Genomic DNA, 19,166 nt, shown 5'->3' with positions numbered 1-19,166 from the left:
TTATGTCATCCTCCTCACAAGCGGTGGTTGCTGAATCCGAGGTTCGCCTGATCGAGCAGTATCTTGATGCTGTCTGGATGGAGCGTGGTTTGAGCGAAAACACGCTGGCGTCCTACCGGCGTGATCTCATGCAGTATGCGGGTTGGTTGCAGACCCGTGGTCATCGCCTTATAGGTGCTGGCAAAGAGGAACTGCAGCGTCATCTCGCCTGGCGCTTTGCGGAGCGTGTTAAGGCGTCCTCCACTGCGCGGCTGCTCTCGTCATTGCGCGGTTTTTATCGCTATCTGGTGCGCGAAAAGCTGATCGATACCGACCCGACACTTCTCATCGAAAGCCCTAAAAAAGGGCGCTCGCTGCCGAAAACCCTGACTGAAAGTGATGTGGAAAGCCTGTTGCAGGCGCCCGATATTGGTGACCCGGTAGAGTTGCGGGATCGGGCTATGCTGGAGTTGCTTTACGCGACCGGATTACGTGTAACCGAGCTGGTTACCCTGCAGAGTTCGCAGGTGAATCTGCGTCAAGGTGTGATTCGGGTAATGGGTAAGGGCAGCAAAGAGCGTCTGGTACCTCTGGGTGAGGAGGCGATTGGCTGGGTGCTGCAATATATCCGCGATGGTCGGCCCCAGTTGATCAGTGATACAACCAATGAAGTGCTGTTTCCCAGTCGCCGGGGTCAGCAGATGACGCGACAGACATTCTGGCACCGGATCAAACGCTATGCGGTTGTGGCGGGTATCGACAAGCCTTTATCCCCCCATGTGTTAAGGCATGCTTTTGCCACCCATCTGCTGAATCATGGCGCTGACCTGCGTGTTGTACAGATGTTGCTGGGCCATAGCGATCTGTCCACAACACAAATCTATACACATGTCGCACAGCATCGTTTACAGTCGCTGCACAGTAAACATCATCCGCGCGGCTGAACTTTATCGCCTGTTCCGTATCTTAGGCATTATCAGACGTGAATATTATGGGGAAAACGATGCGTAAATTATGGGCAGTAGGTCTGGTTGTCTTAGGAATGAGCAGTTGGGCAAATGCGGCGCCTACCGCCGAGGATGTGATCAAGCAGAGTCTGAAAAAGATTGATGCACGTCTGAGCGTAGTGGCGATCGAGCCGGCAGAGATGGAAGGGATGTACGCGGTTGAGCTGAACACCGGTGAGCTGCTCTACTCCGATGCCAAAGGTGAGTACTTTATGCTGGGTCAGTTGTTCCGCCTTTCTGATCAGGAAGGCTTTGTGAACCTGACTGAAGGTAAGCGTAAGCAGCAGCGTCTTGATCAGATCGCCAAAGTTGAAGAGAAAGATATGATTGTGTTCCCGGCAGAAGGAACACGTAAGGCAACCGTTACGGTGTTTACGGATGTGGACTGCGGTTACTGCCGTAAGCTGCATAAAGAGGTGCCGACCCTGAACAAGATGGGTATTCAGGTGAATTACCTGGCTTTCCCGCGTGCAGGTGTGGGGTCTCGTACCTACAACGTGATGGAGTCTATCTGGTGTGCTGCACCGGATCAGCGTAACGCCATGATGACCAAGGCGAAATCTGGCCAGCAGGTTGAACCGAAAAGCTGTGATTCTCCAGTTGCTCAGCAGATGGTGATGGGTCAATCCGTGGGTGTTACTGGAACGCCGGCATTGGTATTTGAAGACGGTACACTGATGCCGGGTTATCTGCCTGCAGCCCAGTTGGCGCGTGCACTGAAGCTAAATTAAGTCGTAATTGACCAAAAAAGGGGCATTTTATGCCCCTTTTTTATTGCTCCTAGCGCGGCATAACCTTCAATAGGCGATAGTCCTGCAACAGGGTTTTCGCTATAATACCCGGCTCAATTTTTGTGCAGTGCTGAAGTTTTTCACAGCGAGAGGTTAAGTTTTGAAACCGGTAAAAGTAGGTATCTGTGGTCTTGGAACCGTTGGTGGCGGCACCTTCAATGTATTGAAGCGTAATGCGGATGAGATTTCTCGTCGTGCGGGTCGTCGAATTATCGTGGAAGAGGTTGGCGCACGCCGTCCAAATCCAGACTGTGATACCAAAGGTGTTCAGGTTACTCAGGATATTTTCGAAGTTGCGACGAATCCCGAGATCGACGTAGTTGTCGAGCTGATTGGTGGTTATGACGTAGCGCGTGATCTGGTTCTGACTGCCATTGAAAACGGCAAGCACGTAGTGACCGCCAACAAGGCGCTGATCGCTGTGCACGGTAATGAAATCTTTGAAGCAGCCCAGCGTAAGAACGTGATGGTGGCATTTGAAGCATCTGTTGCTGGCGGTATCCCGATCATCAAGGCGATCCGTGAAGGTCTGTCTGCGAACCAGATCAACTGGCTGGCGGGCATCATCAACGGTACCGGTAACTTCATCCTGACCGAGATGCGTGACAAGGGCCGTGACTTCGCTGATGTGCTGGCAGAAGCACAGGCACTGGGTTACGCCGAGGCGGATCCGACTTTTGACGTCGAAGGTATCGATGCGGCACACAAGCTGACCATCCTGGCCTCTCTGGCGTTTGGTATTCCGCTGCAGTTCGAAAAAGCGTACACCGAAGGTATCAGCAAGATTACCCGTGAAGATGTGCAGTACGCTGAAGAACTGGGCTACCGCATCAAGCACCTGGGTGTGAGCCGTCGTACCGAGAGTGGTGTTGAACTGCGCGTTCACCCAACACTGGTACCGGAATCTGCGCTGCTGGCCAATGTTAACGGCGTAATGAACGCTGTGTTGGTTGACGGTGATGCTGTGGGTCAGACCATGTACTACGGTGCAGGTGCCGGTGCTGAGCCGACTGCTTCCGCTGTAGTTGCAGACATCGTTGATGTTGTACGTACCCTGACTGCGGACCGTGACAACCGCGTTCCTCACCTGGCATTCCAGCCAAGTGAGCTGTCTGACGCTCCGGTACTGCCGGTAGAAGAGATCGAAACTGCATACTACCTGCGCATGCAGGCGCTGGAACAGCCGGGTGTACTGGCTCAGGTAACCAGCATTCTGGGTGAGAAAGGCATCAACATCGAAGCGATCATCCAGAAAGAGACCCACGAAGAGCAGGTGCCGGTAATCATCCTGACTCAGCGTGTGCAGGAACAGAAGATGAACGAAGCGATCGCAGAGATGGAAGCGCTGGACGCTATCTGCGGTGCTGTTACCCGTATCCGTGTAGAACACCTGGCGGACTAAGGAGTCTTGAGCGTGAAATATATCTCTACCCGGGGACAGGCTCCGGCGCTGAATTTTGAAGAGGTCCTGCTGGCTGGTTTGGCAAGTGACGGTGGTCTGTACGTGCCTGAAGAGCTGCCGAAGTTCTCTCAGGAAGAGATCGCCTCCTGGGCGGGTCTCTCCTACGCTGAGCTGGCATACAAGGTCATCAAGCCATTCGTGGACGACTGCGTCGCGGACGATGATCTGAAACAGATGATCGACGAGACCTACGCGGGTTTCAATCACACTGCGGTTGCGCCGCTGAAAGAACTGGGCAGCAACGAGTGGGTTCTGGAGCTGTTCCACGGCCCGACGCTGGCGTTTAAAGACTTCGCCCTGCAGCTGCTGGGCCGTCTGATGGACTACGCTCTGACCAAGCGCAACGAGCGTCTGGTGATCATGGGTGCGACCTCCGGTGATACCGGTTCTGCTGCGATCGAAGGCTGCCGCCACAGCGATCACCTGGATATCTTTATCCTGCACCCACACAACCGCGTATCTGAAGTGCAGCGTCGCCAGATGACCACCATTCTGGAAGACAACGTTTTCAATATCGCGCTGGAAGGCAACTTCGACGACTGTCAGCAGATGGTGAAAGACAGCTTCGCCAACCAGGAATTCCTGAAAGGCATGAAGCTGGGTGCGGTGAACTCGATCAACTGGGCGCGTATCATGTCCCAGATCGTGTACTACTTCTCCGCTGCGCTGGCGCTGGGTGGTCCACACCGTCCGGTATCCTTCTCTGTGCCAACCGGTAATTTCGGCGATATCTTTGCCGGCTACCTGGCGAAGCAGATGGGTCTGCCGATCCAGCAACTGGTAGTAGCGACCAACCGCAACGACATCCTGCACCGTGTGATCTCCGGTAACGATATGTCCAAGGGTGAGCTGGTACACACCATGTCTCCATCCATGGATATCATGGTTTCCTCCAACTTCGAACGTCTGCTGTTCGACGTGTACGGCCGTGACGGTGCGGCGATCGCTGACCTGATGGATCGTTTCAAGTCAGAGTCTGTTCAGCTTGGCGACGGCAACTGGGATCAGGTGCGTGAGCTGTTTGACAGCTACGCGGTAGACGATGAGACCACGTGTGACGTGATCAAGCAGGTATATGCTGAAACCAGCTACCTGTTGGATCCACACACTGCGATCGGTGTGAAGGCTGCGCGCGAATGCTGGAAGGACAAGTCTGTACCGATGGTGACGCTGGCAACTGCGCACCCGGTGAAGTTCCCTGAGCCAGTTGTTAAAGCGGGTCTGGAATCTCCACAGCTGCCACCACACATGATTGACCTGTTCGAGCGTGAAGAGCGCGTTGAAGTTCTGGCGAATGACCTGCAGACTGTACAGCAGTACATAGCGGGACATGTTCACAAGAACTAAGGATTAAAGGAATCCGCAAAGGCCCGCATCTGCCGGGCCTTTTTTGTATATGCAGGATCTGTTTTTCTATGTATCCAAGGTATTCTGGGCGCTTGCAAGTCCTGATCACTTGCTATTGCTGCTGATTCTGATTGGACTGTTGCTGGTCTGGGCCGGGAAGCGTTTCGGGCTTTGGTTGAGCCTGGTGTCGGTCATGCTGTTACTGATTGTCGCAGTCTTTCCGGTTGGTAACCTTCTCTTGAAGCCTCTGGAGCAGCGTGTCCCACAGGCGGAGCTTCCGAAACAGGTCGCGGGCATTATCATCCTGGGTGGTGCGGAAGAGGCTGCTTTGTCGGCAATGTACAAGCAGCCGCATATGAACTCTGCTGCTGAGCGTGTCATGACGCTTCCGATGGTTGCCGAGATTTATCTGGACGTCCCAGTAGTGATTACAGGTGGCAGTAGCTCGGTGCTCTATCAACAATATCGTGGTGCGGATGTGGTGGCGCAGTGGGCCGATCAGATCGGCTTAAGGGATCGCCTGATCGTTGAGCGACAGGCGCGCAATACCTTTGAGAATGCCGTTTATACCGGTGAGCTTGTGGATAAGAATTCAGGGCAGTGGTTGTTGGTAACTTCGGCATTTCATATGCCGCGCTCTGTGGGTATCTTCCGGAAGCAGGGGTGGGATGTAGTGCCCTACGCGGTGGACTACCGGGCGTCCGGTAACAATTTTGCAATACAGTTTTGGCGTAATATGCGAGACCTATCAACAGCGGTCAGGGAGTGGATCGGCCTTCTGGCGTACTACCTGACAGGCAAGACCGATCAGCTGTTACCGGAAGTGGAGGCGAATCCACAATGAAACAGCTGACAATCTGCCAGCGTAATACTCCCTCGACAAACCTGCCGTTATTTAATCAGGTCAATCCGGTATTGGCACGTATCTATGCCAGCCGCGGATTGCACGATCTCAATGATCTAGGAAGGAATCTCAAAGCGCTGCTGCCGGATGGCGAGATGCGTGGCGTTGATGCTGCTGTCGAGCGACTGGTGAAGGCAGTACGGATGCAGGAGCGGGTGCTTATCGTTGGGGATTTTGACTGCGACGGGGCAACCAGCACCTCAGTGGCGCTCCTGGCCCTGCGTCAGATGGGGTTGCACCACGTGGATTACCTGGTACCCAACCGATTCGATTACGGATACGGACTGAGCCCTGAAATTGTCGATGTGGCGCTGGAGCGGCAACCGCAATTGCTGATCACCGTGGATAACGGCATCTCCAGCATCTCCGGTGTGAAGCGGGCCGCAGAGCATGGTATTGACGTGATCGTGACCGATCACCATTTGCCGGGAAGTGAACTACCGGAAGCTTGTGCCATCGTGAATCCCAATCAGCCGGAGTGTGGATTCGCGGCTAAGTCGACCTGTGGGGTAGGGGTGATCTTCTACGTGATGATCGCACTACGCAGAGCGTTGCAGCAGAGTGGCTGGTTTGAACAGCAGCGGATTACACCGCCCAATCTTGCGGAGTTACTAGATCTCGTTGCGCTGGGAACGGTGGCAGATGTTGTGCCGCTCGAGCAGAACAATCGCATCCTTGTGCATCAGGGCTTACAGCGAATCAGAGCAGGGCGTGCCCGCCCGGGTATTTTGGCATTGTTGGAGGTGGCTGGGCGCCAACGCCACAAGCTGGTGGCGTCAGACCTTGGGTTTGCTGTCGCGCCCCGATTGAATGCAGCAGGCCGACTTGAAGATATCTCAATTGGCATTGAATGCCTGATCACTGATGATGCTGATCAGGCTCGGCAGCTAGCCGGCACGCTGGATCAACTGAACCGTGAAAGACGTGGTATCGAGGAGGAGATGCAACACCAGGCGTTGGATCTACTCGGTGGGCTGCAGTTTGATTCCCAATCGATGCCTTATGGGGTCTGTCTGTATGACGAAACCTGGCATCAGGGTGTGATCGGTATCCTCGCCTCGCGAATCAAAGAGCGTATGCATCGACCGGTGATTGCGTTTGCACCAGGTGATGAAGGCGAGATTAAAGGGTCTGCCCGATCGATTGCTGGCTTCCATGTGCGTGACGGTCTGGATGCAATTGCTGCAGCCAATCCAGGCTTGCTCAGTAAGTTTGGTGGCCACGCAATGGCGGCTGGCCTGACGCTTAAGGCTGAAGATTACCGGCAATTTGCCGATGCATTTGATCAGGAAGTGCGTCGGCAACTCTCCGAGGCAGATCTGCAGGAAACGGTGCTAACCGATGGTGAATTGAGCGCCGGTGAGATCTCTATCGAGATGGCTGAGATGCTGCGAGAAGCAGGTCCCTGGGGACATCAATTTCCCGAACCGCTTTTTGATGGAGAGTTCGCTCTCTTGCAGCAAAGTATAGTAGGACAGAAGCATCTGAAAATGGTGTTGATGGACCCCGCGTCAGGATTGGCCGTTGATGCTATACACTTCAACGCAGATCTGGAGCAATGGCCAAATGACAGCGTCGCCCGTGTGCGCGCAGTCTATCGGCTTGATGTAAATGAATTTAGAGGGCAGCGCAACGTACAACTGATGGTTGATCGGCTGCTGCCCGTTTAATAATGGTCTGTAGCTGCGGGCCTTTATGCCCATTGGGTGCCGACCGCGATAAGAACACGTGCGGCGTATATTAACTCCTCTGTAGGTTAGTCATCGCAAAGCGATGCCTAACGTGTTGGGCACCGCTTCGCGATGGCCAGCTACAACCTATAAAGGAGTTTGTAACCAGGATCGAGCGATGGTGCCTACAGGCTCTGGTTCCTGAAACAGAGGGCTTTAATAGCCTTTAGATCACAGGCCGCAACTTTATTCGGCGGGTTTCGCCGTCTAATTAATTAAGGAAAAAAGTACAAATGAAAGACCTGACCCTGAATGAACTGGAAACTCTGCTGGCTGTATTTAAAAAAGCAGGCATCGAGGAAAGTATGGGTGAAGAGGGTGAGTTGCTGGCACGTGTTCAGCAAGCCCATGCGGAACGTCAGGAGTTAGAGAGCATGGACTTTGATGACTGCCTTGGTGGTGCATGTAAGCTGTAACAAGCTGGATTATCAGCTGTGCCCTACAATAGAATCAATAACGAAGTGTAGCAGCGGTCTCCGACCGCGACGACCTGATTTGAAATCTCGCGCTGCTACTTGCCAGCGCTGGTATATATAATGTCTACCTGAGCGAAAAGCTCACGAACAGCTAACGGATACAGCAATGATAGAACAGGTCAAAAAGCTTCTGAAAGCCCAGCTCCCCAGTTTACAAGCCGCGTACATATTCGGCTCATGGGGAACGGCGGCTCAGCGCCCGGATAGTGACCTGGATATTGCTGTGCTGCTACCCAGGGCTTTCTCATGCGATGATGATCACTGGTTGGCATTGCAGTATGAGCTAGCCTCAACGGCAAAATGTCCAGTTGACCTGATTAACCTGCGCGAGGTATCCACGGTGTTCCAGAAAGAGATCATCTGGAAAGGGAGACCGCTCTACGTAGCTGATCCTGAGCGGGTGACAGAATTCGAAGCGCTGGTCCTATCGCTCTACCAAAAACTTAATGACGAGCGGGCTGGAATCATCAGCCGTATCATTGAAACAGGCCGAGTGTACGCATCGTGAATGACGTTATTTTAAATAAAGCGGCGAGCATAGAGCGTTGTGTTAAGCGCGCACGCGAGGAATATCGGGCAACAGACGACTTCCTGAATGACTACACACGGCAGGATGCAGCTGTCCTAAACATTATTCGCGCGTGCGAGCAGTCGATCGATCTCGCCAACTACCTCGTGCGGGAGCATCAACTCGGCCTGCCAAACAGTAGCCGAGAAAGCTTCACGCTGCTGGCTCAAGCCGGCTGGTATCCAACCTCGCTCTCTGAGGCGTTGGAAAAGATGGTGGGTTTCCGCAATGTAGTCGTGCATGAGTACCAGCAGGTGAAGATTAAGATCATTCAAGCGGTGATCGAGCGGAACTTGGACAGTTTGCTTCAGTTCACACAGTGCGTGCTGACAAAAAGCAGTTAATTTGAATTTGTTCGATCGTTGAGCAGTAACTTTTCACGATGACCAAGCCCTATTACATCGGCGCTCATGTAAGCGCCGCTGGCGGTGTGGAAAACGCCCCGCTCAATGCCGCCAAGATCGGCGCCAATGCCTTTGCGCTGTTCACCAAGAATCAGCGCCGTTGGGAGGCAAAGCCTCTAAGCGCTAAAAGCATTGATGCGTTTAGGGAAAACTGTGAGCGTTTAGGGTTTGGTCCCGATCAGATCCTGCCGCATGATTCCTATCTGATCAATCTAGGGCATCCGGAAAAAGAAGCATTGGAGAAGTCTCGCAATGCATTTCTGGATGAGATGCAGCGTTGTGAACAGTTGGGGCTGAAGTATCTGAATTTCCACCCGGGGAGTCATCTGCGCAAGATCTCCGTGAGCGAATGTCTGAGTAGGATTGCTGAGTCTATCAACTGGGCGTTGGATCAGATGGAAGGTGTGATAGCTGTTATTGAGAACACTGCTGGTCAGGGGAGTAATCTTGGTCATTCCTTTGAACAACTCGCTGAAATCATTGATCAAGTAGAAGACAAATCCCGGGTTGGGGTTTGCCTCGATACCTGTCATACTTTCGCCGCCGGTTATGACCTGCGTACCACGGAAGCGTGCGCCCACACCTTCGCCGAATTTGAACGGATTGTTGGCTTTTCCTTCCTTTATGGCATGCACCTGAATGATTCTAAAGGTGCGCTTAACTCTCGAATTGACCGTCATCATAGTCTTGGGCAGGGTGAACTTGGCTGGGACGTGTTTAGATTTATAATGAAAGATGATCGTTTTCGTGGTGTACCTTTGGTACTTGAAACCATTGATGAAGGTATCTGGATGGAAGAAATCCAGAGCCTAAGGTTGTTAAATACCAACGACTGTAGCGCGTAAACGTCAAAAGCTAATTAGTAGAACCGCTGGAACGTATAGCCAGGAGCTGCGTGAGCAGTAGGAATTGTATGACTTTGTCACTTGAGAAAGTAAAAATCGGCATTATTGGATTAGGCTATGTGGGTCTGCCGCTAGCTGTTGAGTTTGGCAAACAATACTCGACACTTGGTTTTGATATTAATCAAGATCGTTTGAGTGAGCTGCGATCTGGACATGACAGTACGCTTGAAGTAAGTGATGAAGAGCTCGTAGAGGCAGATCAGCTTACATATAGCCATAATCTTGAAGATTTACAGAACTGTAATGTTTATGTAGTGACTGTTCCAACACCAATTACGGAAAACAAGCAGCCTGATCTGACTCCACTCATAAAAGCATCAGAAACTATTGGACAAGTGTTGTCCAAAGGTGATGTGGTGATTTATGAGTCCACGGTTTACCCAGGTGCTACAGAAGAGGATTGTGTTCCGGTTCTCGAACGCTGTTCCGGTTTGACGTTCAATAGAGACTTTTATTGCGGTTATAGCCCGGAAAGGATTAACCCGGGTGATAAAGAGCACAGGGTTACCAATATCCTCAAGGTGACCTCCGGATCTACAACAGAGGTGGCTGACTTTGTTGATTCACTTTACAAATCAATCATTACCGCAGGTACCCACAAAGCAAGCTCAATAAAGGTTGCTGAGGCGGCCAAAGTGATTGAGAACACGCAGCGTGACCTTAATATTGCGTTGGTGAATGAGTTAGCGATTATCTTCAACAAGTTGGGTATCGATACGGAAGAAGTACTCGTAGCAGCGGGAACCAAATGGAACTTTCTTCCATACCGACCGGGCCTGGTAGGTGGACACTGCATTGGCGTTGATCCCTATTATCTCACGCATAAATCCCAGTCAGTGGGCTATTTTCCGGACGTAATACTGGCTGGGCGCCGCATTAATAGCGGAATGGGAGCCTACGTAGCTGGTGAAATGGTCAAGGCTATGATGAAAAAAAGGATACATGTGAATGGTTCACGAATCCTAATTCTCGGTTTGGCCTTCAAGGAAAACTGCCCCGACCTTCGCAACACGAAGGTGGTGGATATCATTTCTGAACTTGGTATCTACGGTGCAAAGGTCGATGTTTATGATCCGTGGGTTTCAAATGAAGAAAGCGAGCGCGAATATGGGATTTCGGTTTTGTCGTCTCTGGAGCAGGGGCAGTATGACGGCGTTATTCTGGCGGTTGCGCATTCTGAGTTTCGAGACATGGGCGGGGAGGAGATACAAAAGCTTTGTCGCCCATCGAGGGTGATTTATGACTTGAAGTACGTATTGACGACGCAGCAGTCAGATTTACGCCTGTGACAGCTGCACTCGAGTCTTAGAAGGGAGATGTAAGGTTGATGGAAGTGGCGGTAACCGGAGCTACGGGGTTCGTTGGTGGGGGACTGCTTCCCAAGCTGGTTGATCATGGGCATGCCGTAACAGCTTTGATACGTCGTGAGACACCGCCGGTACGCCGATTCAGCAATCGCATAGTGCGCTGGGCTGAACTATCAGACCAGGCATTGATCGATAACCTTCAAAATGTAGACGTTGTTGTTCATATGGCTGCGCGTGTTCATCAGATGCATGAGCAAGATGAAGACGTCGCAGCATCCTATTGGGCGGTCAATGTAGAACAGACCGTTCGCCTTGCTAAGGCAGCTGCAAAGGCTGGTGTCAAAAGACTGGTGTTTGTAAGCACGGCAAAGGTGTATGGCGAAACTACGGAGAATGGTGAGCAATGGACGGAGGAGAGTCATCCTAATCCAGTCGGCTCCTATGCTGAAACAAAACTTGAGGCTGAGAAGCAACTTTTGGAGCTGGCTACGCAAGGAGTGATAGAGGTTGTAATTATCCGCCCACCATTGGTCTACGGTAAGGAGGCCAAAGGAAACCTTGCTTCATTAGGGAAGCTAATTGACCTGCAATTGCCTCTACCTTTCGGGTGTGTTACTAATCGGCGCAGCTTGGTATCCCTTGATAATCTGGTCAGTCTGATTTCCATTTGTGTGAGTCATCCCAAGGCTGCAGGGGAAGTGCTTAATGCTTCTGACGCAGAAGTAGTGAGCTTGAAGGAGATTCTGCGCGGTATCGGGCGGCAGAGGCAACGCAAAGTTCGTTTGATGCCGCTGCCAGTCTGCCTTCTTCGTATGGCTTTATGCTGTATCGGTAAACGCTCCATGGGGGAGAAATTGTTATCCAATCTGGAGGTCAGCTCACAGAAGGCATCGCGGTTGTTGAACTGGGAGCCGGTCCCGGGCTTGTTTTCGGATATGTCCCTGCGTGAAGTTAAGGTAAATGATGATTAACAGTCCTTTCGCAGTTGCGATGGCATTTCTTATCGTTGTGGGGCTCTCCTATCTGATTACGTGTGCATACCGTCGTATCGCTATTCAAAGGGACATCCTCGATCACCCCAACCACCGTAGCTCTCATACGATACCAACCCCAAGAGGTGGTGGCGTGTCCATTGTTGTTTGCAGTCTTGCAGTGCTTGCAATTGCAGCATGGGAGATGATTATCAGCGAGAGCATACCCGCGATTATAGTTGCCGGGGCAATTGTTGCACTGATCGGCCTATGGGACGATCTGCGGTCCGTATCAGCAGCTAAGCGTTTTATTGTTCACCTGGGCGCAGCGACGCTAGGAGTTATGTTACTGCCGGCACCTTTATCAATTAGCTTATTAGGCTATGAATGGGAATTTCAGCCTCTATTACTGCCTTTAGCTATTATTGGGCTGGTTTGGATGACGAACCTTTACAACTTTATGGATGGCATAGACGGTATTGCTGGAATTCAGGCAATTACTGTCTATCTTGGCGCAGCTGTACTGTTGGGGTCTGTGGGTGCGTGGGGATGGGTGGCCTTAATGCTGTTGCTGTCAGCTTCGGTGGTGGGATTTCTTCTGTTGAATTGGCCGCCAGCCAAGATCTTTATGGGAGATGCTGCAAGCGGATTCTTAGGGATACTGATAGGCATGCTGGCTCTGGCTTCGTCATCCCAAGGTGTTGCTAACATATGGGCTTGGTTAATATTGATGTCGTTGTTCATTGTGGACGCAACATGGACTTTGATGGTGCGCCTGTACAGTGGGCAGCGTTGGTCTCAACCGCATCGAAGTCATCTGTATCAGATATTGTCCAGGGCGTGGAGGGGGCATAAACCGGTCACCATCTTTGTGGGGGGCGTTAATGTTCTATGGTTTCTTCCACTTGCATATCTTTCAATCCTGTATCCGGCGATTGGTGTTATAATCGCTCTGCTTGGATGGGCGCCGGTCATCTATCTGTGCTGGCATTACAAGGCAGGTATGCCCAGCGTGTAATTTGCTGTCCGCTACTTGGTAATTCTGTCATGGATGTAAAGAATGGTTTTAGTTGATAGGCTTATACATGCAAAACGCTGGCAAAAGCGCGTTGCCTGCGTATCCTTCGATCTCGTTGCTGTTTTCTTTTCGATGTGGGCAGCATTCTATCTCCGGCTTGGAGAGTGGGTTGATCCGTTTGGGCAAACTGCTTGGCTGTTCCTCATTGCTCCTGTCATCTCTGTCCTAATTTTTATTCGCTTCGGGCTTTATCGCGCAATTCTGCGCTACATTGGTCAAGATGCACTTATTACAGTGCTGAAATCAGTAACGATTTCAACACTGGTAATTACGTTGCTTATTTTCTGGTTGAAGCAACCAGAAGATTTGGTACCAAGATCGGTAGTAATTAATTTTTGGATGCTGTCTCTCCTTTTTATCGGCGGCAGTCGTTATGGAGTACGACGCCTGCTGTCGCTGTCCGGTATATTACAAAAAATAGCTGTTAGACCACGGCGATCTTCATCACTAAGGCAAAAAGGCGGTATACGTGTAGCTATTTATGGCGCAGGCCCGGCAGGCTTTGAGTTGGTGGGGGCGCTTGACCGAAGTAGGGATTTTAAGGCAATCGCCTTTATCGATAGTGATCCACAGTTAACCCGACAAGTTATAGGGGGATTACCGGTTTACTCACCTGATCAGGTAGAAGAAATAATAGATATACTAGGAATTAGTGAGATTTTTCTTGCGCTTCCTGGTTTAAGCCCAATCCAGCGTAAGGTTGTTGTGGATAAACTAGAGCCGTTGCCTGTGCACGTGCGTAGCTTACCCTCTCTTTCCCAAATGACAAGTAAATATTATAGTGTTTCAGATATTAGGGAGGTGGACGTTGCTGACTTATTAGGGCGTGAGCAAATTGAATCCAAGTCAGAGTTATTAGAAAAAAACTTGAAAGGAAAAGTTGTATTAGTTACTGGAGCGGGTGGTACGATCGGTTCAGAAATTTGTCATCAAGCTGCGTTGCAGCGGCCTAAAGTTCTAATACTTTTTGATGTAAGTGAGTACGCTCTTTATAAGATAGAACAAAAAATATCAACGCTTAATGATGGGAGCTTGTTGGGAATTAAAGTGCTTGCAGTTTTGGGTTCAGTGCAAAATTGTAGGCGCTTAAAGAAAATAATGAAAAGTTATGGGGTGCATACTGTTTATCACGCAGCCGCATATAAACATGTGCCGATAGTTGAAGAGAATTTATTAGAGGGGCTTCGTAACAACGTTCTCGGGACCCTTTATTGTGCCCAGGCAGCTCTACAATGTAATGCAGAGCAGTTTGTCCTTATTTCAACGGATAAAGCGGTGCGACCTACAAACGTAATGGGGGCTACGAAGCGTTTATCGGAGATGCTCTTGTTGTCGCTCTATGGCCAGGACAGAGTCGATAATTTTTATGGTGAGCCGCCTAATGGTAAATCAGCTAAATGTAGTACAAAACTATCAATTGTGCGCTTTGGAAACGTTCTGGGCTCGTCCGGATCGGTAATTCCGCTTTTTCGAAAGCAGATTGAAAGTGGTGGGCCGGTTACCGTGACTGATCCTCGCATTACTCGCTACTTTATGACAATTTCTGAAGCTGCTGAGTTGGTGATTCAAGCTGGTGCGTTATCACAAAATGGGGATGTGTTCCATTTAGATATGGGAGAGCCGGTCAAGATTGTCGAGCTTGCAAAAAAAATGGTGAATCTTAGTGGCTATAAAGTAAAAAATGGTGAAGACTGCGATGGCGATATCGAGATAGTTTTTACGGGATTAAGAAATGGCGAAAAACTATACGAAGAACTGCTGGTAGACAGGTCTAAATCTCAAACCACACAACATCCGATGATATATCGCGTGATGGAGGATAGTATCTCTTGGGAAGAATCAATGCACCGCTTGAATGAGCTAGAAATGCTTATTTTTGCGGCTGACTATCCAAGGATAAGAGATTATCTGATTAGGTATGTTGATGGTTACAGTCCGCAATGCGACTTGGTAGATATTTTATGGAAACCCGAGTGATTGGAATGTTATTTATTAGGCTTCTAAGCTGTGTAGAATGCGTTGCTTAAAAATAAGTGGAAGTATTTGAGGGAGTGTTATGAAGATATTAGTTACTGGTGGGGCAGGTTTTATCGGTTCTGCGCTTGTTAGATATATTATTAATAATACTAATGATAGTGTTGTGAATGTAGATAAGCTAACGTATGCCGGAAATCTAGAGTCATTAATAGATGTTAGTGGCAGTCCGCGGTACGAATTTGTACATCAAGATATTTGTAATCGTCAAGAGCTTGATAAAATACTGGAGGAAAAAAGGCCTGATGTGATAATGCATTTGGCGGCAGAAAGTCATGTGGATCGCTCTATAGATGGCCCGTCAGAATTTATGCAATCAAATGTTTTGGGGACCTATAGTCTGTTAGAGGCAGCAAGGAATTATTGGAATGGTCTTGGCGAAAAAGAAAGAGAAGAATTTCGATTTTTACATGTTTCGACAGATGAGGTTTACGGGGATTTAGAAGGGACAGAGGATCTGTTTACTGAGAGTACGGCATATTCTCCGAGTAGCCCCTATTCCGCATCAAAAGCGGCAAGCGACCATTTAGTAAGGGCATGGCATCGTACATATGGACTGCCAGCGTTGATTACGAATTGCTCGAATAACTATGGGCCGTATCATTTTCCTGAAAAACTGATTCCGCTGATGATTATTAATGCTCTAGAAGGTAAGCCTCTGCCAGTGTATGGCGATGGTCTACAGGTGAGGGATTGGCTGTTTGTCGAGGATCATGCAAGAGCTCTTTATAAGGTGGTAAGTCAAGGAGGAATTGGGGAGACATATAATATCGGTGGCCATAATGAGAAGACAAATATCTACGTTGTGAAGTATATTTGCGAACTCCTAGAGGAGTTTGTACCGGAAAAACCGAAGGGTGTAAGCTCATACGTTGAATTAATTGAGCATGTAAAAGATCGACCTGGCCATGACTTGCGTTATGCGATTGATGCTACAAAAATTGGAAATGATCTTGGCTGGACGCCGGAAGAAACGTTTGAATCAGGCATACGAACCACTGTTGAATGGTATTTAAATAACAAAGAGTGGTGGGAGCGGGTTCGGGATGGATCTTATAAAGGTGAGAGATTAGGAGTAAGTGTCTGATGAAAGGTATTATTTTAGCAGGTGGCTCTGGTACTCGGTTATATCCAATAACTCGAGGGGTATCAAAGCAATTGTTGCCGGTATACGACAAGCCGATGATTTACTATCCACTATCTACTCTGATGTTGGCAGGTATACGAGAAATATTGATTATCACAACTCCAGAAGATAGCGAAAGCTTTAAGCGATTATTGGGCACTGGGGCGCAGTATGGTATTGATTTAAGCTACGCTGTTCAAGAAAAGCCAGAGGGGTTGGCACAAGCTTTCATTATAGGGGAAAGCTTTATCGGTCGGGATAAGTGCTGTTTAGTCCTTGGCGATAATATATTTTATGGTCAGTCATTCTCTAAAACACTAAAAAATTCAGTGGCTCGTGAAAGTGGGGCGACAGTTTTCGGATATCAAGTTAGGGATCCGGAACGGTTCGGGGTCGTTGAATTTGATGACGCGATGAAGGTGGTTTCTATTATTGAGAAACCCAAGGTTCCTAAGTCGGATTATGCAGTTACCGGGCTTTACTTTTATGATGAGCGTGTTGTTGAGTTTGCTAAGAAAGTAGAACCATCCGAGCGTGGTGAGCTTGAAATAACATCAATCAATCAGATGTATTTAGATGAAGGATTACTCAATGTAGAGCTTCTTGGGCGTGGTTTTGCTTGGCTGGATACGGGTACCCACGAAAGTCTGCATGAAGCCTCGTCTTTTGTGCAGACTATTGAGCATGTTCAAGGATTGAAAGTCGCCTGTATTGAGGAAATTGCATGGCGAAATGGCTGGCTTAGCGAGCAGGAGCTTCTAAAAATGTCGCGCGATATGATGAAGAACGAGTACGGGCGCTACCTAAATAGTTTGGTGAAGAAATGAAAGTCGTTCAAACTAAACTCGAAGGAGTATTTGTAATTGAACCTACAGTCTACGAAGATGACCGTGGCTTTTTTATGGAGAGTTTCAACAAAAGAGCATTTAACGCTGCGGTGGGTAGAGAAGTTGAGTTTGTACAAGATAACCACTCTAAATCGTCAATGGGGGTTTTAAGGGGGCTTCATTATCAAATTAAAAATACACAAGGAAAGCTTGTGCGCGTGACATGTGGTTCTGTTTTCGATGTCGCAGTAGATTTGAGAAAGGGCTCGGTGACGTATGGTGATTGGGTAGGGTTCGAGCTATCCGCTAAAAATAAGAGACAGCTATGGATTCCTGAAGGATTCGCTCATGGGTTTTTAACCCTTGAGTCCAATGTGGAGTTTCTTTATAAAACTACAGATTACTACTCACCAGAATATGAAAGAACAATCCTTTGGAATGATCCGGAGTTAAAAATTAATTGGCCGGAAATTGATGTTGAATACACTTTATCTGAAAAAGATAAAAATGGATTGTTTTTTAATAAGTCAGAAGTATTTGAGTAAGGTTTAAAATTGATGACTACACAGCTTTTTGTTCCAAAGTTTAGGGTTGATGAATGCTTGGCGCAAGTTAAAGAGTGCCTTGAAAAAGGGTGGACTGGGATGGGCTTCAAAACGGTCGAAATTGAAGACCGCTGGAAGGAGTACACAGGCTTGCCTCACGCGCATTTTCTTAGCTCAGCGACAGCAGGCCTGCATTTGGCGTTCGAAGTGCTTAAAAGAAAACATGGTTGGCAGGACGGTGATGAGGTTATATCTACATCCTTGACATTTGTATCTACTAACCATGCAATTAAATATGCTGGTTTAACACCTGTTTTTGCGGATGTCGATAAGTATTTGTGCCTGGATCCGGAAGCAATTCTAGATAAAATCACTACACGTACTAGGGCAGTAGTATTTGTTGGTTTGGGGGGGAATACTGGCCAGCTGGATAAAGTTGCTCAAATCTGTAAAGAGAAAGGTATCGCTTTGGTGTTGGATGCAGCACATATGGCTGGTACAAGATATCGTGGAAAGCACATCGGATATAACGCAGATGTTACGGTGTTTAGCTTCCAGGCCGTGAAAAATATGCCAACAGCTGATTCGGGAATGATTTGTTTTAAAGAACAGTCAGACGATGAACTAGCCCGTAAATTGACCTGGCTTGGCATCAATAAAGATACATATGCGAGAACAGCAGCACAAGGCGCGTATAAGTGGAAGTATGATGTCGAAGATTTAGGATTCAAGTATCACGGTAACTCGATTATGGCAGGTCTTGCACTGGTGTCACTCAAGTATCTAGATAATGATAACTCATACCGACGTCAGATCTCTAAATGGTACCGTGACGAACTAAATGGCGTCGAAGGGATCGAAATCGTCCCTGTGGCTGAAGGATGTGAGTCATCGACACATTTATTGCAGTTACGTTTGGAACGACGGGATGGACTATTGGTTTTTCTTAACGAAAAGGGTGTCTATCCGGGTGTTCATTATACTGACAATTCCGAATACGAAATGTATAAAGATTGCGGTCAATGTAAGAACTCTGTCAAGGCGAGCAATGAAATAATCTCGTTGCCGATGCATGTCGGGCTTTCAAAGAATGAGGTTGATAAAGTTTCCTGCTTAGTGAAGGAATTTTTAAAAGGGTGATTGATGAAGGTGTAGGCATAGGCCTGCACCTTCAATTTCAAAGGCTATGATTGACTACATACAGAACACATTTGCAGACCTGAAAGCGAAAAAAGATATCTGGTGGTATCTCAGTAAACAAGACATAAATAGCCAGTTTAGGCGGTCCAAAGTGGGGTCTCTATGGTTGGTGGTAAATCAGCTATGTTTCGCTTTCGGAGCTGGCCTAATATGGGCTGCTGTTTTTGGGTTGGATCCGATAGAGTTTATACCGTTTATTGCTACAGGATTCGCAGTATGGGGCTTTGTAGCCTCATGCTTTGTTGAAGGTAGTAGCGCTTTAGTGGTTTCTCAGGGCTATATAAAACAAGTAAATATGCCTATTACGGTATATATAATGAGGAGTGTGAGCAGTAATGTTATCCGTTTAGCTATTGGCTTGGCGGTGGCAGTGATGGTTGTGTTTACTTTTGGTGGGATGAAGCTGGTTAACCCGGTTTATATATTGCCTGGATTGGTGCTTTTGCTGGTTACAGGCTTTTTTGTTTCTGTTTTTTGCGGGCTAGTGGGTGCTAAATATAGAGAT

18 protein-coding genes and 1 pseudogene are annotated in these 19,166 nt (G+C 48.7%); all 19 read left to right on the top strand.

Annotated features, from left to right (window positions below):
* The first annotated feature begins 2 nt into the window (after nucleotides 1–2).
* The gene (xerD, locus tag ACEQ15_RS09430; RefSeq protein WP_370278899.1) at nucleotides 3–923 is read left to right on the top strand and encodes a site-specific tyrosine recombinase XerD; all 921 of its coding nucleotides are present in this window, start codon (nucleotides 3–5) and stop codon (nucleotides 921–923) included.
* 59 nt (nucleotides 924–982) lie between these two features.
* Nucleotides 983–1,717, top strand: a complete 735-nt coding sequence (locus tag ACEQ15_RS09425; protein ID WP_370278898.1) for a DsbC family protein — start codon at nucleotides 983–985, stop codon at nucleotides 1,715–1,717.
* 160 nt (nucleotides 1,718–1,877) lie between these two features.
* Nucleotides 1,878–3,179 (top strand): homoserine dehydrogenase, encoded by a 1,302-nt coding sequence (locus tag ACEQ15_RS09420; protein ID WP_370278897.1) that lies wholly within the window; start codon nucleotides 1,878–1,880, stop codon nucleotides 3,177–3,179.
* A 12-nt stretch (nucleotides 3,180–3,191) separates the two neighbouring features.
* Nucleotides 3,192–4,586 (top strand): threonine synthase, encoded by a 1,395-nt coding sequence (thrC, locus tag ACEQ15_RS09415; protein ID WP_370278896.1) that lies wholly within the window; start codon nucleotides 3,192–3,194, stop codon nucleotides 4,584–4,586.
* A 49-nt stretch (nucleotides 4,587–4,635) separates the two neighbouring features.
* Nucleotides 4,636–5,430 carry a YdcF family protein gene (locus tag ACEQ15_RS09410; RefSeq protein ID WP_370278895.1) on the top strand — a complete coding sequence of 265 codons (795 nt, stop codon included), beginning with the start codon at nucleotides 4,636–4,638 and terminating at the stop codon, nucleotides 5,428–5,430.
* Nucleotides 5,427–7,160, top strand: a complete 1,734-nt coding sequence (gene recJ, locus ACEQ15_RS09405; protein ID WP_370278894.1) for a single-stranded-DNA-specific exonuclease RecJ — start codon at nucleotides 5,427–5,429, stop codon at nucleotides 7,158–7,160. The genes ACEQ15_RS09410 and recJ overlap by 4 nt, the downstream gene beginning before the upstream one ends.
* 293 nt (nucleotides 7,161–7,453) lie before the next feature.
* Nucleotides 7,454–7,636, top strand: a complete 183-nt coding sequence (locus tag ACEQ15_RS09400; RefSeq protein ID WP_370278893.1) for a hypothetical protein — start codon at nucleotides 7,454–7,456, stop codon at nucleotides 7,634–7,636.
* Nucleotides 7,637–7,802: 166 nt separating this feature from the next.
* On the top strand, nucleotides 7,803–8,204 hold the full coding sequence (locus ACEQ15_RS09395) for a nucleotidyltransferase domain-containing protein (RefSeq protein ID WP_370278892.1): 402 nt from the start codon (nucleotides 7,803–7,805) through the stop codon (nucleotides 8,202–8,204).
* A complete protein-coding gene (locus ACEQ15_RS09390) occupies nucleotides 8,201–8,608 on the top strand; it encodes a DUF86 domain-containing protein (protein ID WP_370278890.1) in 408 nt (135 codons plus the stop codon). The genes ACEQ15_RS09395 and ACEQ15_RS09390 overlap by 4 nt, the downstream gene beginning before the upstream one ends.
* Nucleotides 8,609–8,646: 38 nt before the next feature.
* Nucleotides 8,647–9,513 carry a deoxyribonuclease IV gene (nfo, locus tag ACEQ15_RS09385; RefSeq protein WP_370278889.1) on the top strand — a complete coding sequence of 289 codons (867 nt, stop codon included), beginning with the start codon at nucleotides 8,647–8,649 and terminating at the stop codon, nucleotides 9,511–9,513.
* A 74-nt stretch (nucleotides 9,514–9,587) separates the two neighbouring features.
* On the top strand, nucleotides 9,588–10,862 hold the full coding sequence (tviB, locus tag ACEQ15_RS09380; protein ID WP_370278888.1) for a Vi polysaccharide biosynthesis UDP-N-acetylglucosamine C-6 dehydrogenase TviB: 1,275 nt from the start codon (nucleotides 9,588–9,590) through the stop codon (nucleotides 10,860–10,862).
* 38 nt (nucleotides 10,863–10,900) lie between these two features.
* The gene (locus tag ACEQ15_RS09375) at nucleotides 10,901–11,851 is read left to right on the top strand and encodes an NAD-dependent epimerase/dehydratase family protein (protein ID WP_370278886.1); all 951 of its coding nucleotides are present in this window, start codon (nucleotides 10,901–10,903) and stop codon (nucleotides 11,849–11,851) included.
* On the top strand, nucleotides 11,841–12,869 hold the full coding sequence (locus ACEQ15_RS09370) for a glycosyltransferase family 4 protein (protein ID WP_370278883.1): 1,029 nt from the start codon (nucleotides 11,841–11,843) through the stop codon (nucleotides 12,867–12,869). Before ACEQ15_RS09375 ends, ACEQ15_RS09370 begins: the two co-directional genes overlap by 11 nt.
* Nucleotides 12,870–12,911: 42 nt before the next feature.
* Nucleotides 12,912–14,906 (top strand): polysaccharide biosynthesis protein, encoded by a 1,995-nt coding sequence (locus ACEQ15_RS09365; protein ID WP_370278882.1) that lies wholly within the window; start codon nucleotides 12,912–12,914, stop codon nucleotides 14,904–14,906.
* A gap of 79 nt (nucleotides 14,907–14,985) precedes the next feature.
* Entirely contained in the window at nucleotides 14,986–16,050 is a 1,065-nt protein-coding gene (gene rfbB / locus ACEQ15_RS09360) for a dTDP-glucose 4,6-dehydratase (RefSeq protein WP_370278880.1), read from the top strand.
* On the top strand, nucleotides 16,050–16,916 hold the full coding sequence (rfbA, locus tag ACEQ15_RS09355) for a glucose-1-phosphate thymidylyltransferase RfbA (RefSeq protein WP_370278879.1): 867 nt from the start codon (nucleotides 16,050–16,052) through the stop codon (nucleotides 16,914–16,916). Before rfbB ends, rfbA begins: the two co-directional genes overlap by 1 nt.
* The gene (gene rfbC, locus ACEQ15_RS09350; protein WP_370278878.1) at nucleotides 16,913–17,461 is read left to right on the top strand and encodes a dTDP-4-dehydrorhamnose 3,5-epimerase; all 549 of its coding nucleotides are present in this window, start codon (nucleotides 16,913–16,915) and stop codon (nucleotides 17,459–17,461) included. The genes rfbA and rfbC overlap by 4 nt, the downstream gene beginning before the upstream one ends.
* A gap of 12 nt (nucleotides 17,462–17,473) precedes the next feature.
* Nucleotides 17,474–18,601 carry a DegT/DnrJ/EryC1/StrS family aminotransferase gene (locus ACEQ15_RS09345; RefSeq protein ID WP_370278877.1) on the top strand — a complete coding sequence of 376 codons (1,128 nt, stop codon included), beginning with the start codon at nucleotides 17,474–17,476 and terminating at the stop codon, nucleotides 18,599–18,601.
* 46 nt (nucleotides 18,602–18,647) lie between these two features.
* A pseudogene (locus ACEQ15_RS09340) lies at nucleotides 18,648–19,166 on the top strand (ABC transporter permease); the annotation flags it as partial.

This window comes from Pontibacterium sp. (assembly GCF_964228735.1).
In the GTDB taxonomy this organism is placed as follows: domain Bacteria; phylum Pseudomonadota; class Gammaproteobacteria; order Pseudomonadales; family Balneatricaceae; genus Pontibacterium.
The sequence above is the reverse complement of the archived record's forward strand: the minus strand, read 5'-3'. Positions and strand labels throughout refer to the sequence as shown.

Excerpts from the sequence above, each read along its gene's own strand:
- ACEQ15_RS09370 (WP_370278883.1), top strand. The coding sequence starts at position 11,841 with ATGATGATTAACAGTCCTTTCGCAGTTGCGATGGCATTTCTTATCGTT.
- nfo (WP_370278889.1), top strand. The coding sequence starts at position 8,647 with ATGACCAAGCCCTATTACATCGGCGCTCATGTAAGCGCCGCTGGCGGT.
- ACEQ15_RS09425 (WP_370278898.1), top strand. The coding sequence starts at position 983 with ATGCGTAAATTATGGGCAGTAGGTCTGGTTGTCTTAGGAATGAGCAGT.
- xerD (WP_370278899.1), top strand. The coding sequence starts at position 3 with ATGTCATCCTCCTCACAAGCGGTGGTTGCTGAATCCGAGGTTCGCCTG.
- ACEQ15_RS09400 (WP_370278893.1), top strand. The coding sequence starts at position 7,454 with ATGAAAGACCTGACCCTGAATGAACTGGAAACTCTGCTGGCTGTATTT.
- rfbC (WP_370278878.1), top strand. The coding sequence starts at position 16,913 with ATGAAAGTCGTTCAAACTAAACTCGAAGGAGTATTTGTAATTGAACCT.
- rfbB (WP_370278880.1), top strand. The coding sequence starts at position 14,986 with ATGAAGATATTAGTTACTGGTGGGGCAGGTTTTATCGGTTCTGCGCTT.
- ACEQ15_RS09375 (WP_370278886.1), top strand. The coding sequence starts at position 10,901 with ATGGAAGTGGCGGTAACCGGAGCTACGGGGTTCGTTGGTGGGGGACTG.
- ACEQ15_RS09395 (WP_370278892.1), top strand. The coding sequence starts at position 7,803 with ATGATAGAACAGGTCAAAAAGCTTCTGAAAGCCCAGCTCCCCAGTTTA.
- recJ (WP_370278894.1), top strand. The coding sequence starts at position 5,427 with ATGAAACAGCTGACAATCTGCCAGCGTAATACTCCCTCGACAAACCTG.
- ACEQ15_RS09410 (WP_370278895.1), top strand. The coding sequence starts at position 4,636 with ATGCAGGATCTGTTTTTCTATGTATCCAAGGTATTCTGGGCGCTTGCA.
- ACEQ15_RS09365 (WP_370278882.1), top strand. The coding sequence starts at position 12,912 with ATGGTTTTAGTTGATAGGCTTATACATGCAAAACGCTGGCAAAAGCGC.
- ACEQ15_RS09345 (WP_370278877.1), top strand. The coding sequence starts at position 17,474 with ATGACTACACAGCTTTTTGTTCCAAAGTTTAGGGTTGATGAATGCTTG.
- rfbA (WP_370278879.1), top strand. The coding sequence starts at position 16,050 with ATGAAAGGTATTATTTTAGCAGGTGGCTCTGGTACTCGGTTATATCCA.